The organism is Pseudomonas sp. G7(2022) (assembly GCF_052660475.1).
In genome coordinates, this window is the sequence record NZ_CP109659.1 from 6,202,687 (window position 1) to 6,215,563 (window position 12,877).

Annotated in this window: 15 protein-coding genes; 8 read left to right on the top strand and 7 right to left on the bottom strand. The window is 61.4% G+C overall.

All coding sequences use genetic code 11. The annotated features are described in order from the left end of the window. Nucleotides 1-67 precede the first annotated feature (67 nt). The 3 genes from NE357_RS28535 to NE357_RS28545 are packed head-to-tail and all read left to right on the top strand — an operon-like array spanning nucleotide 68 to nucleotide 2,227. The gene (locus NE357_RS28535; protein ID WP_169432494.1) at nucleotides 68-700 is read left to right on the top strand and encodes a CDP-alcohol phosphatidyltransferase family protein; all 633 of its coding nucleotides are present in this window, start codon (nucleotides 68-70) and stop codon (nucleotides 698-700) included. Continuing rightward, nucleotides 687-1,286 (top strand): lysophospholipid acyltransferase family protein, encoded by a 600-nt coding sequence (locus NE357_RS28540; RefSeq protein WP_169432495.1) that lies wholly within the window; start codon nucleotides 687-689, stop codon nucleotides 1,284-1,286. The genes NE357_RS28535 and NE357_RS28540 overlap by 14 nt, the downstream gene beginning before the upstream one ends. Beyond that, nucleotides 1,283-2,227, top strand: coding sequence for a phosphatidate cytidylyltransferase (locus NE357_RS28545; RefSeq protein ID WP_039765128.1), 945 nt, complete (start codon nucleotides 1,283-1,285; stop codon nucleotides 2,225-2,227). The genes NE357_RS28540 and NE357_RS28545 overlap by 4 nt, the downstream gene beginning before the upstream one ends. A gap of 99 nt (nucleotides 2,228-2,326) precedes the next feature. On the opposite strand, the gene NE357_RS28550 is transcribed toward NE357_RS28545, so the two are convergent. From NE357_RS28550 to NE357_RS28560, 3 genes are all read right to left on the bottom strand, one after another. Further along, nucleotides 2,327-2,602 carry an HU family DNA-binding protein gene (locus NE357_RS28550; protein ID WP_003213368.1) on the bottom strand — a complete coding sequence of 92 codons (276 nt, stop codon included), beginning with the start codon at nucleotides 2,600-2,602 and terminating at the stop codon, nucleotides 2,327-2,329. A 190-nt stretch (nucleotides 2,603-2,792) separates the two neighbouring features. Next, nucleotides 2,793-3,941, bottom strand: a complete 1,149-nt coding sequence (locus NE357_RS28555; protein ID WP_169432496.1) for an NAD(P)/FAD-dependent oxidoreductase — start codon at nucleotides 3,939-3,941, stop codon at nucleotides 2,793-2,795. 20 nt (nucleotides 3,942-3,961) lie between these two features. Next, the gene (locus NE357_RS28560; RefSeq protein WP_169432497.1) at nucleotides 3,962-4,129 is read right to left on the bottom strand and encodes a rubredoxin; all 168 of its coding nucleotides are present in this window, start codon (nucleotides 4,127-4,129) and stop codon (nucleotides 3,962-3,964) included. Between the two features lie 199 nt (nucleotides 4,130-4,328). Here NE357_RS28560 and NE357_RS28565 point away from each other — a divergent pair, with 199 nt between their 5' ends. Both NE357_RS28565 and ubiA read left to right on the top strand, forming a co-directional pair. Then, on the top strand, nucleotides 4,329-4,880 hold the full coding sequence (locus NE357_RS28565) for a chorismate lyase (protein WP_169432498.1): 552 nt from the start codon (nucleotides 4,329-4,331) through the stop codon (nucleotides 4,878-4,880). Then, nucleotides 4,880-5,770 carry a 4-hydroxybenzoate octaprenyltransferase gene (ubiA, locus tag NE357_RS28570; protein ID WP_169432499.1) on the top strand — a complete coding sequence of 297 codons (891 nt, stop codon included), beginning with the start codon at nucleotides 4,880-4,882 and terminating at the stop codon, nucleotides 5,768-5,770. The genes NE357_RS28565 and ubiA overlap by 1 nt, the downstream gene beginning before the upstream one ends. A 51-nt stretch (nucleotides 5,771-5,821) precedes the next feature. On the opposite strand, the gene NE357_RS28575 is transcribed toward ubiA, so the two are convergent. Next, entirely contained in the window at nucleotides 5,822-6,205 is a 384-nt protein-coding gene (locus tag NE357_RS28575) for a COG4315 family predicted lipoprotein (protein WP_169432500.1), read from the bottom strand. 151 nt (nucleotides 6,206-6,356) lie between these two features. Between NE357_RS28575 and phoB the strand changes: the two genes are divergently transcribed. The 3 genes from phoB (at nucleotide 6,357) to NE357_RS28590 (ending at nucleotide 9,859) form a co-directional block, all read left to right on the top strand. After that, complete coding sequence (gene phoB / locus NE357_RS28580) at nucleotides 6,357-7,046, top strand: phosphate regulon transcriptional regulator PhoB (protein WP_007896474.1); 690 nt, start codon at nucleotides 6,357-6,359, stop codon at nucleotides 7,044-7,046. A 74-nt stretch (nucleotides 7,047-7,120) separates the two neighbouring features. Continuing rightward, the gene (gene phoR / locus NE357_RS28585) at nucleotides 7,121-8,407 is read left to right on the top strand and encodes a phosphate regulon sensor histidine kinase PhoR (protein WP_249314461.1); all 1,287 of its coding nucleotides are present in this window, start codon (nucleotides 7,121-7,123) and stop codon (nucleotides 8,405-8,407) included. Between the two features lie 111 nt (nucleotides 8,408-8,518). Continuing rightward, nucleotides 8,519-9,859: a hemolysin family protein gene (locus tag NE357_RS28590; RefSeq protein ID WP_169432502.1), complete on the top strand. Its 1,341-nt coding sequence runs from the start codon at nucleotides 8,519-8,521 to the stop codon at nucleotides 9,857-9,859. Between the two features lie 7 nt (nucleotides 9,860-9,866). Here the strand turns inward: NE357_RS28590 and NE357_RS28595 are convergent, their stop codons facing one another. The 3 genes from NE357_RS28595 to phoU form a co-directional block, all read right to left on the bottom strand. Next, nucleotides 9,867-10,763: a peptidoglycan DD-metalloendopeptidase family protein gene (locus tag NE357_RS28595; protein ID WP_119426844.1), complete on the bottom strand. Its 897-nt coding sequence runs from the start codon at nucleotides 10,761-10,763 to the stop codon at nucleotides 9,867-9,869. 186 nt (nucleotides 10,764-10,949) lie between these two features. Beyond that, on the bottom strand, nucleotides 10,950-11,897 hold the full coding sequence (locus NE357_RS28600) for a response regulator (RefSeq protein WP_169432503.1): 948 nt from the start codon (nucleotides 11,895-11,897) through the stop codon (nucleotides 10,950-10,952). Between the two features lie 186 nt (nucleotides 11,898-12,083). After that, entirely contained in the window at nucleotides 12,084-12,845 is a 762-nt protein-coding gene (gene phoU, locus NE357_RS28605) for a phosphate signaling complex protein PhoU (RefSeq protein WP_065258232.1), read from the bottom strand. Nucleotides 12,846-12,877 lie beyond the last annotated feature (32 nt).

Here is a 12,877-nt window from a genome sequence, read left to right on the forward strand (position 1 = left end):
AACGTGCCTTTATATTGCCAGCCTCAGTCATCAATTGACGGCTTACCACTGATACGGACATTGGCAAATGGATGAAAACAGACGGCCCATCAAGACCCGCTCGGCGGGCTGGGCGAAACGCTTCACGGATGAACTGGTCAAGCGGGACATCTCCCCCAACCAGATCTCCGTCATCAGCATGCTCTTCGCGCTGTTCGGCGCGGTGACGCTGTACATCGATAACGGCGTGGCCGGTTCGATCCTGTGCATCGCCGGCATTCAACTGCGGCTGCTTTGCAATCTGTTCGACGGGATGGTGGCGATCGAAGGCGGCAAGCAGTCGGCCATCGGCAGCCTGTACAACGAGTTTCCGGATCGGGTCGCGGACAGCCTGCTGATCGTCGGGCTGGGTTTTGCCATCGGCCAGTCCGATCTTGGCTGGTTTGCCGCACTGGCTGCCGCGCTCACGGCGTATGTCCGGGTGTTCGGTGGTTCACTCGGGCTCACCCAGAGCTTCATGGGGCCGATGGCCAAGCAGCACCGGATGGCGGTGATGACCGTGGCGTTGCTATTGAACGTGTTCGAAACCATCTACTACGCGACCCACTACGCTTTGCTGATCGCGCTGGTGATCATCGCCCTTGGCTCCGTCGCGACCTGCGTGACACGCACCCTGGCCATCGCCAGACAACTGAAGGGGAATGCCCATGTGGATCAGTAATGCGCTGATTTCGGTGCTGCGCTTCTTGATCGGCGTGACCGCCCGCTGGGAAAGCCCGCCGGATCTCACGCGCCAGCGCATCTACTACGCCAACCACACCAGCCATATGGACACCTTGGCAATCATCGCCGCACTGCCACCGGAAGCCCGATTGAACGTGAAACCGGTGGCGGCTGCCGACTACTGGGGCAAGAACCGTTTTCTGTCATATATCTCGCTGAAAGGACTGAATGCGGTGCTGATCGAGCGCAATCCGGCGCCGGGTACCAACGTGCTCGAGCCGATCTTCGATGTGGTGCGGGCCGGTCATTCGATCATCATTTTTCCTGAAGGGACGCGCTCCACTCAGCCACTGCCGGGGGAATTCAAATCCGGAATCTTCCGCCTGGCCGAGACTTTTCCCGACGTCGATCTGGTGCCGATCTACCTGGAAAACCTGCATCGCTCGATGCCCAAGGGCAAACATGTGCCGCTGCCGATCATCTGTACGATCCGCATCGGCGACCCGCTGCAAAGAATTACCGGCGAGGAAAAAAAGGCGTTTCTGGAACGGGCGCGTGACGCCATCGTGAGGTTGTCGAAATGAGTCTGGAAACCAAGTTCCTGTGGTTCTTCGCGGCAATCGCCGGGTTGCTCGCGGTGGCTTCGCTGATTGGCGGCGTACTGGCACGCCGGGCGAAGAGCGAAAGCTCGATCGCGACCATCGAAAACCTCAACCAGCGCGTGAATGCCTGGTGGGGGATGGTCATTATTTTCTTCGTCTCCTGGCTGCTGGGCCCCAATGCGACGGTGGTGCTGTTCGGCTTCATTTCGCTGTTTGCGCTGCGCGAGTTCATCACCCTGACACCGACCGCGCGCGGTGACCATAACGCGCTTTTTTCGGCGTTTTTCATTCTGATCCCGCTGCAATACCTGCTGATCGGCACCCATTGGTATTCGATGTTCACGCTGCTGGTGCCGGTGTACGCGTTCCTGCTGCTGCCGGCGATTGCCGTGCTGAGCCAGGACACCGAGGGCTTCCTCGAGCGCACGGCAAAGATTCAGTGGGGCGTGATGATCTGCATCTACTGCATCAGCCATGCGCCGGCGCTGCTGTTGCTGGATCTGCAGGGTTTCCAGGGTCAGAACGCCCTGCTGCTGTTCTACCTGGTGTTCGTGGTGCAGATGAGCGACGTGTTGCAGTACGTGTTCGGCAAGCTCTTCGGCAAACGCAAGGTTGCGCCGCTGGTGAGCCCGTCGAAAACCGTGGAAGGACTGGTCGGCGGCGGATTGTCCGCCACGCTGATCGGTGGCTGCATGTTCTGGATGACACCGTTCAGCTTCTGGCAGTCGTTGCTGATGTCGCTGGTCATCGTGGTCATGGGCTTCCTCGGCGGTCTGGTCATGTCGGCGATCAAACGCAGCCTGAGCGCCAAGGACTGGGGCACGATGATCAAGGGCCACGGCGGGATGCTCGACCGGATGGACTCGATCTGTTTCGCCGCGCCGATCTTCTTCCACCTGACCCGGTACTTCTTTTCGGCCTGATCCGGACGCAATCATCAGCCACAAAAAATGGGCATCCGACCGCAATCGGTATGCCCATTTTTCATGCAGCGCGCCCGGCTGACCGGGCGCTCGCCGCCATTACGGATTGACGCTGTCTTTCAACGATTTGCCTGGCTTGAACGCAACGGTGTTGCTGGCCTTGATCTTCACCGGTTCACCGGTTTGCGGGTTTTTGCCGGTGCGGGCGCCGCGGTGGCGTTGCAGGAAGGTGCCGAAGCCCACCAGCGTGACGCTGTCCTTGCGGTGCAGGGCGCCGGTGATTTCTTCGAGAACGGCGTTGAGAACGCGGTTGGCCTGTTCTTTGGTCAGATCTGCTTTTTCAGCGATTGCAGCGGCGAGTTCTGGTTTACGCATTAGTGAAGCCCCTTTGACGGTTTTTTGTTGTTATGTCCGTGCTGTTCTCGTTGGAACAGCGCCCAAGGCGCCGCAGGCTCTACTCTGCGGCAGACGGGAGTGAGGATGGCACGCGGTTAAGGGCGGCGCCAGTCTCCCCGCGACCTTTGTGGGGGCAAAAGCGGGGTGATTCCGACAGAACGACCGGTATTTACGCCAGCAAGGCCGGAAGCTGTTTGTTCAGTGCGAGTTTTTCCATCACCGCTGCACCGGTCAGCGCGTAACCGAGGAGCTGACCATCGGCGCTGTGGCACAGGGCCTTGATGTCGGCGCCCTGCCCTTCAACGGTCCAGACACCTTCTCTGCCCCGTGGCGGTGGCGAAACGACCAACGGGCACACCGGGGTTTTCACGGTAATGGGCATCGGGCCGTAGCTCACCGCCGTCGCATTGCCCGCCAGGGTTTGTGCCAACGCACGCGCACAGCTCATGAGGGGCATGACGTACAGAAGATTCAGCCCGTCGACCTCGGCGCAGTCGCCCAGGGCGTAAATGTTGGCGTGAGAAGTTTGCAGGTGACGGTCGACCACTACACCACGATTGGTCTGGATGCCGGCAGCCGCTGCCAGATCGATGCGCGGGCGCAGGCCGATGGCCGACACCACCACATCGCACGGAATCACCTGACCATCGGAGAGGTGTGCTTCCAGCCCATCAGCGACCTTTTGCAATCGGGTCAGCACCGGACCGAGGTGGAAGCGCGCGCCGAGGCTTTCCAGCCCGGCCTGCACCGCTGCGGCGGCGGACGGGTGCAACAGGGTCGGCATCACTTGTTCGCACGGTGCAACCAGTTGCACCTCATAGCCGCCCAGAATCAGGTCGTTGGCGAATTCGCAGCCGATCAGGCCGGCACCGAGCAGCAACACCCGACGCTTGTCTGCCGCTGCAGCACGAAAACGTGCGTAATCTTCGAGGTCGTTGATCGGGAACACCAGATCCCCGCCGTCGCCCTCGATCGGCACACGCACGGTTTCCGCGCCCCAGGCGAGGATCAGGTCGCGATAACTCACCGCTTCCTCACCGATCCACAGGCGCTTGTGGCCCGGATCGATGCCGCTGATGCGGGTGTGGGTGCGGATCTCGGCGTTCAGTTGCTCGGCCATGGCACCCGGCTCGGCCATGCTCAGGCCGTCGGCGTCCTTGTTCTTGCCGAAACCGGTGGACAGCATCGGCTTGGAGTAGGAACGTCCGTCATCGGCGGTAATCAGCAGCAGCGGGGTTTCGCCATCGAGTTTGCGAAACTCGCGGGCCAGGTTGTAACCCGCAAGCCCGGTGCCGACGATTACGACAGGTGCGTTCATGCCTTACTCCTTGTTGATGCTCAGTTGATTTCGATCATTTCGAAGTCCATCTTGCCAACGCCGCAGTCCGGGCACAGCCAGTCTTCCGGCACATCCTGCCAGGCGGTGCCCGGCGCAATGCCGTCATCCGGCCAACCTTCGGCTTCGTTGTAGATCAGGCCACAGACGATGCATTGCCACTTCTTCATTCAGGTACTTCCTCAGGATTCAGGCGTTGTCCGGCACGGACGGTCGATGGTGCTGCGCTGCCATCCGGCTCAGGGCGTTTTGTACTGATCGAACCGACCGGATGCAAGCCTGTTCGGCGCAATGGCGGCCCGGATCAATCAAACTCGCGGTTTGCCATGGTAAGCTCGCCGCCTCATTTGCTGCCAATACTGACTCATTGTGCAACACACAAACGCTCCGCTGTGGCGCCCGCAAAGCGAACTGACACCCCTCCCCGACACATCCACGCTCGACTGGCTGTTCGACGAAGGCTCCCTGACCCGCCGCCTGACGCGCCTGTCCGATGACGGCTTCAGTGTCACGCCGCTGTTCGAGGGCTGGCAGACCCTGCGCGACGACGAATGCGCAGCGCTGGAACTGGCCGAAGGCAGCGAAGGCTGGGTGCGCGAGGTGTATCTGCGCGGTCATGACGAGGCCTGGGTGTTCGCCCGCAGCGTGGCGTCGCGCAGTGCCTTGCAGGGCGACGGGTTGCACATGGATGAACTGGGCAGCCGCTCGCTGGGCGAACTGCTGTTCTGCGATCACGCCTTCCAGCGTCGCGCCATCGAAGTCTGCCATTACCCGGAGCACTGGCTGCCCGAAGGTTCCCGGGCTGCCGGTCTGTGGGGCCGCCGCTCACGTTTCGACCGTGGGGCATTGAGCGTACTGGTGGCGGAGATTTTCCTGCCTACGCTGTGGGAAGCCGTCCGCGCCCGTCCGGAGAACTGCTGATGTATCAAAGCCTGCTCAAATCCCTGAATCGCTTGAACCCGCGCGCCTGGGACTTCATCCAGTTGACCCGGATGGACAAGCCGATCGGCATTTACCTGCTGCTGTGGCCGACGCTCTGGGCCCTGTGGATTGCCGGCAAAGGTTCGCCATCACTGGCCAACATCGTGATTTTCGTCCTCGGCGTGGTATTGACCCGCGCCGGCGGCTGCGTGATCAACGACTGGGCCGACCGCAAGGTCGACGGCCACGTCAAACGCACTGCGCAGCGGCCTATTGCTGCCGGCAAGATCAGCTCGAAAGAGGCACTGGTGTTCTTCGCCCTGCTGATGGGCGTGAGTTTCCTGCTGGTGCTGTGCACCAACGCCGCGACGATCTGGCTGTCGCTGGGGGGGCTGGCGCTGGCGTTCACCTATCCGTTCATGAAGCGCTACACCTATTACCCGCAAGTGGTGCTGGGGGCGGCGTTTTCCTGGGGCATGCCGATGGCCTTCACCGCCGAGACCGGTGAGTTGCCGGCGACGGCCTGGCTGCTGTGGATCGCCAATCTGCTGTGGACGGTGGGCTACGACACCTATTACGCAATGACCGACCGCGACGATGACTTGAAGATCGGCGTGAAATCCACGGCGATCCTGTTCGGCGAGGCGGACCGGGTGATCATCCTGACCTTGCAGGCACTGTCACTGGGCTGCCTGTTGCTGGCCGGGTCGAAATTCGAGCTGGGGATGTGGTTCCACCTCGGCCTGCTGGTGGCGGCCGGGTGCTACGCCTGGGAGTTCTGGTACACCCGCGACCGGGACCGGATGCGTTGCTTCAAGGCGTTCCTGCACAACCACTGGGCCGGGCTGGCGATTTTCGTCGGGATCGTGCTGGATTACGCGTTGCGCTGAAGTGCATGACCTGTGGGAGCGGGCTTGCTCGCTCCCACAGGGAATTTGCGTTTATTTGTGCTCGCGAACCACGTGCCACGCTTCCATCTTGCCGTCGCCCATCATGTCACCAGGCTTGGCGTCCATCTTGAAGGTATACAGCGGCTTGCCGTCGTAGGCGTATTGCATCTTGCCGTCATCGCGCTTGATCACCGTCCACTTGCCTTCCGCCTTCGCACCTGCCGGCGCCATCATCGGTGGCCAGTTATCGGCGCACTTGTCATTGCACATCGACTTGCCGCCCGCGTCCTTGTCGAACGTATAAACGGTCATGCCTTTGTGATCGACCATCATGCCGTCTTTCATCATGGCCGGCTCGGCCGCCATCGCCAGTCCAGGCAAAGCCAGGGCGGCAGCCATCAGCAAAGCCTTAAAGGAAGCAGTCATTTGTGTCATGGAAACCTTCTCTTGTGGTTGTCAGGATTCGGACTTAGAGCTTAGTTCAGGATTCGCACAATCGCCGCCGGACTAAAATACTGTCACACGACTGCAATAATTCCGTTATCTAATGCGGCGCAAGACAGTTAAATGACAAGAGGATTAAGGCATGGTTGGCAGGAGCATTCTGATCGTCGACGACGAAGCGCCCATTCGCGAAATGATCGCCGTTGCGTTGGAAATGGCCGGCTATGACTGCCTTGAGGCAGAGAACTCGCAGCAGGCTCACGCCATCATCGTCGACCGCAAACCGGATCTGATCCTGCTCGACTGGATGCTGCCCGGCACCTCCGGCATCGAGCTGGCCCGCCGCCTCAAGCGTGACGAGCTGACCGGGGACATCCCGATCATCATGCTCACGGCCAAGGGTGAAGAAGACAACAAGATCCAGGGTCTGGAAGTCGGTGCCGACGACTACATCACCAAACCGTTTTCCCCGCGTGAACTGGTGGCACGCCTGAAGGCCGTGCTGCGTCGTGCCGGCCCGACCGATGGCGAAGCACCGATCGAAGTCGGCGGCCTGCTGCTCGACCCGATCAGCCACCGCGTGACCATCGACGGCAAACCTGCCGAGATGGGCCCGACCGAATACCGACTACTGCAATTCTTCATGACCCACCAGGAACGTGCCTACACCCGTGGCCAGTTGCTGGACCAGGTCTGGGGCGGCAACGTCTATGTTGAAGAGCGCACCGTCGACGTGCACATCCGGCGCCTGCGCAAGGCCCTCGGCGATGCCTACGAAAATCTGGTACAAACCGTGCGCGGCACCGGCTACCGGTTTTCCACCAAGGCCTGAGCCGACCGCCAGACCCGCTGACAAGGACCGTATTCCCCGTGAACCAAAACTGGCATGGCACCCTGATTCGCCACATGCTGTTGCTGGTCACCGCCTGCCTGGTGATCGGCCTGATCACCGGCTACTACGGCTGGAGCCTCGCAGCGGGCCTGGGCCTGTACCTGGCCTGGACGCTCAAGCAACTGCTGCGCCTGCACGAATGGCTGCGCCTGCACCAACCCGATGAAGCCCCCCCCGATGGCTACGGCCTGTGGGGCGAAGTATTCGACAGCATCTACCACCTGCAACGCCGCGACCAACGGGTGCGCGGGCGCCTGCAAGCAGTGATCGACCGCGTCCAGGAGTCCACCGCCGCACTGAAAGACGCGGTGATCATGCTCGACAGCGACGGCAACCTCGAGTGGTGGAACCGCGCCGCCGAAACCCTGCTCGGCCTGAAAACCCCGCAGGACAGCGGTCAGCCAGTGACCAACCTCGTACGCCATCCGCGCTTCAAGGAATACTTCGAGCAGGAAAGTTACGCCGAACCGCTGGAAATCCCTTCGCCGACCAACGACCGCGTGCGTATCCAGCTGTACCTCACGCGCTACGGCAATAACGAACACCTGATGCTGGTGCGCGATGTCACGCGCATCCATCAGCTGGAGCAGATGCGCAAGGACTTCATCGCCAACGTCTCCCACGAGCTGCGCACCCCGCTGACGGTGATCTGCGGCTACCTGGAAACCCTGCTCGACAACGTCGAGGAAGTGAACCCGCGCTGGAGCCGCGCGCTGCAGCAGATGCAGCAACAGGGCGGACGCATGCAGACCCTGCTCAACGACTTGCTGCTGCTGGCCAAACTGGAAGCCACCGATTATCCGTCGGACAACCAGCCGGTGCACATCGACACCCTGTTGCGGTCGATCAAAAGCGATGCGCAGCAACTGTCCGGATCGAAGAATCAGAAAATCACCCTGGAAGCCGACGCCAGCATCCTGCTCAAGGGCAGCGAGGCGGAACTGCGCAGCGCGTTTTCCAACCTGGTGTTCAATGCCGTCAAATACACCCCGGCCGAAGGCAATATCCGCATTCGCTGGTGGGGCGACGATCAGGGCGCGCACCTGAGCGTGCAGGATTCCGGGATCGGCATCGACAGCAAACACCTGCCGCGCCTGACCGAACGCTTCTACCGCGTCGACTCCAGCCGCAACTCCAACACCGGCGGCACCGGGCTGGGCCTGGCCATCGTCAAACACGTGCTGCTGCGCCACCGCGCGCGAATGGAGATCAGCAGCGTGCCCGGCCACGGCAGCACGTTCACCTGCCATTTCGCCCCGGCTCAGGTCGCCCAGGCACGGGCCGTCAGCGCCGCTGAGTAACGCCGGACTAGGCAATCGCCAGGTCAGCCGCTACATTGGCTGACTTGCGCCTGCCTTTCAGGTGCGGATTTTTCTTTCTTTCGAATCACACGGAACCCGCAAAACTCCATCATGGACCCTTCCCCTGGCTTGTCCCTCGCAACAATATTCGCCGATTTCGGCATGATTCTTTTCGCTCTGATCCTGGTTTTGCTCAACGGCTTCTTCGTTGCGGCGGAATTCGCCATGGTCAAACTGCGCTCGACCCGGGTCGAAGCCATCGCTGAGCAGCACGGCTGGCGCGGGCACATCCTGCGCACGGTGCACAGTCAGCTCGATGCTTACCTCTCGGCGTGCCAGCTCGGTATCACCCTCGCCTCCCTGGGACTTGGCTGGGTCGGTGAGCCGGCGTTCGCACACATTCTCGAACCGCTGCTGAGCGCGGTCGGCGTGCAGTCGGCCGAAGTCGTCAAAGGCATCTCGTTTTTCACCGCGTTCTTCATCATCTCCTACCTGCACATCGTGGTCGGCGAACTCGCGCCCAAATCCTGGGCGATCCGCAAACCCGAGCTGCTGTCGCTGTGGACGGCGGTGCCGCTGTATCTGTTCTACTGGGCCATGTACCCGGCGATCTACCTGCTCAACGCCAGCGCCAACACCATCCTGCGCATTGCAGGGCAAGGTGAGCCCGGCCCGCATCACGAGCACCATTACAGCCGTGAAGAACTGAAACTGATCCTGCACTCCAGCCGTGGCCAGGACCCGAGCGACCAGGGCATGCGCGTGCTGGCCTCGGCGGTGGAAATGGGTGAGCTGGAAGTGGTCGACTGGGCCAACTCCCGCGAAGACCTGATCACCCTCGAGTTCAACGCACCGCTGAAAGAAATCCTGGCGATGTTCCGTCGCCACAAGTTCAGCCGCTATCCGGTGTACGACAGCGAGCGCAAGGAATTCGTCGGCCTGTTGCACATCAAGGATCTGCTGCTGGAACTGGCGGCGCTGGATCACATTCCCGAGTCGTTCAACCTCGCCGAACTGACCCGCCCGCTGGAGCGCGTGTCGCGGCACATGCCGCTGTCGCAGCTGCTGGAGCAGTTCCGCAAGGGCGGCTCGCACTTCGCCTTGGTCGAAGAGGCCGATGGCAACATCATCGGCTACCTGACCATGGAAGACGTGCTGGAAGTGCTGGTCGGCGACATCCAGGACGAACACCGCAAGGCCGAGCGCGGCATCCTCGCCTACCAGCCGGGCAAGTTGCTCGTACGGGGCGATACACCCCTGTTCAAGGTCGAGCGCCTGCTGGGTATCGATCTGGACCACATTGAGGCCGAAACCCTCGCCGGGCTGATCTACGAAACCCTGAAACGGGTACCGGAAGAGGAAGAAGTGCTGGAAGTCGAAGGCCTGCGCATCATCATCAAGAAGATGAAAGGCCCGAAGATCATTCTGGCCAAGGTGCTGATGCTCGACTGATGGGGGATTACCGCTTGCCCAACGCAAAGTTGGGCAATGCGCCCAGCGGCTGGTTGAACTGATACGGAATCGATACCAGCCCCCCTCCTGTATTGCGCTGCACCACGAAATGCAGGTGCGGGCCGCTGCTGTTGCCGGTGTTGCCGGACAGCGCCAGCGGACTGCCCACCGCCACCCGTTGCCCTTCACGCACACTCACCGACCCTTGCTTGAGATGCAGGTACACACCCATCGTGCCGTCGTCGTGCAGCACCCGCACGAAGTTGCCGGAAGGATCGGTGCCGCGGCCGTTCTGCGAGTTCTCGGTCTTCACCACCACCCCGGCCCTCGCCGCAATGATCGGCGTGCCCACCGGCATGGCGATGTCCATCGCGTATTTGTTCTTCGGCCCATAGTGGCTGTAGTCGCCATTGGCGCCCTGACTCAGGCGGAAGGGCCCGCCACGCCAGGGAAACGGATAGCGATAGCTCTGTGCGGCGCCAGCGGGGTCGCCGAGGGAATACTGGAACTGCGGCGTATACACCAGCGGTTTGCCACCGGACACCGCCGTCAGCAACGCCAGCCGTGTATTGCTGCGCGCCGGCAGCACCCGGCGGATCGTTTCCGTCGGTGCGCCACGCACGTTGCTCATCCCGGTAAACGCCAGCGCAACCTCGACCGGTGCATACAGGTCGTTGCGCACGAACACGACGTCAGTGCCCTTCTGTTTCTTGATGTCGAGATACACCTGACGCTCCAGGCGCTCGACCATCCGGTCCTGAAACACGAACACCTGGGAGCCTTTACTCGGACGGTCGCTGTACGAAACCACTCCGTTGGCATCGGTGGATTTGTAGATCGTCATGGCCACCGTCGAGGTGGAGGCCATGAACAGACCACAGAAAAACAGCAGGCGCAGGGGCATGGGCAAAAGCTCTGTCGAGTAAGGCCTGGGAATGAGCCTAGCAGCTGAAGCAGACCAGGCTAGTCGACAGATGTTTCAAATTTGGCACAGCACAAAACAAAAGGTCGCAGCCCGGGCACTCCCCGCATTGGAATACGATCCGTTGCGGGGGATGCCACATGGCTGCGACCTTTTTGGCCGCGACGCTTACGCGCCCGGAACGAAGTGCTTCTGCGCCGTGCCGCGGGCGATCAGGCGGGAGATGTAGTCGAGCTTCTGCGCGTCCTGGTCGACGAAGCGGAAGGTCAGTTGCAGCCACTCGCTGTCGGGCTTCGGCTCGTGGGCGACCACGGCGTGCAGGTAGCCGTTGAGGCGGGCGATTTCGGCGTTGTCGCCCTGTTCCAGGTCCAGCACGGCGCTGTCGAGGACCTGTGGCAGGCTGTCAGTGCGTTTCACCACCAACAGCGCTTCCTTGATGCTCAAGGCCTTGATCACGCATTGCTGGGTACCGCCCGGCAGGCGCAGTTGGCCCTGACCGCGACCGCCGGCCGGAGCGCTGGAGGCTGCCGGGGCTTTCACCGGCGGGCTGTTGAGCAGGCCACGCTGTGGCGCGGCGGCAGGTGCCGGGGCTGCAGCGGCAGGTTTGGCAAACGGGTTGGCGGCCGGTGCAGCACCGACAACCGCAGCCTTGCCACCGGTCAGCGCGCTCAGGGAGTCGTTGCCGAACGCCGAGTTCATCTTGGTTGGCGCGCTGTTCATCAGGGCATCGAGCTTGCCGATCTTGTTCAGGGCCTGTTTGACCTTGGTCAGCAGTTGCTCGTTGGTGAACGGTTTGCTGACGTAGCCGGAAACACCGGCCTGAATCGCCTGCACGACGTTTTCCTTGTCGCCGCGACTGGTAACCATGATGAACGGCATGGTCTTGAGGTTGTCCTGCTCACGGCACCAGGTCAGCAGCTCGAGGCCGGACATTTCCGGCATTTCCCAGTCGCACAGCACCAGGTCGAAGGCTTCCTTGGCCAGCATGGCCTGGGCCTTCTTGCCGTTGATGGCGTCCTCGGTGCGGATCCCCGGGAAGTAATTACGCAGGCACTTTTTCACCAGGTCACGAATGAACGATGCATCGTCCACGACCAACACACTGATCTTGCTCATCCAACACCCCTATTAAAATCCCGGCAAGCATAACGCTGGCTGATGGCACATTGCCAAAACTCTTCAGTCACGCCGGGACTTTTCGTTCGCGGGTGCTGCTTTAATTCGCTGTTTCATTCGGATCTGCCATGTGAAAGCAGAAACAAAACGCCCGGCCAAAGGGCCGGGCGCTTTTCTCAGGCAATCTTACTTATCGTCAGCATCGCCCGGAACATTAGCGGTTTCGCCGCTTGTCCCTTCAACTTCTTCTTTCATGCGCTTGAGGCCCATGTGGCGCACGTCGGTGCCGCGCACCAGGTAGATCACCAGCTCCGAGATGTTGCGTGCGTGGTCGCCGATCCGCTCCAGCGAACGCAGGACCCAGATGATGCTCAAGACCCGCGAGATAGAGCGCGGGTCTTCCATCATGAAGGTCGCCAGCTCGCGCAGGGCGGTCTTGTATTCACGGTCGATGATCTTGTCGTACTGTGCCACCGACAGCGCCAGATCGGCATCGAAGCGAGCAAAGGCGTCCAGCGCATCACGCACCATGTTGCGCACCTGGTCGCCGATGTGGCGCACCTCGACGTAACCGCGCGGCGCTTCGCCTTCTTCGCACAGCTGGATCGCACGGCGGGCGATCTTGGTCGCTTCGTCGCCGATACGCTCCAGGTCGATCACCGACTTGGAGATGCTGATGATCAGACGCAGGTCGGACGCCGCCGGCTGACGACGGGCCAGAATGCGCAGGCATTCTTCGTCGATGTTGCGTTCCATCTGGTTGATCTGGTCATCGATTTCGCGCACTTGCTGGGCCAGGCCCGAGTCGGCCTCGATCAGCGCGGTGACCGCGTCGTTGACCTGCTTTTCGACCAGTCCGCCCATGGCCAGCAGGTGGCTGCGCACTTCTTCCAGTTCGGCGTTGAACTGCGCGGAAATGTGATGGGTAAGGCCTTCTTTACTAATCATGTTGGCGTCCTTGGAGCGTCCGGTAAGGTGCG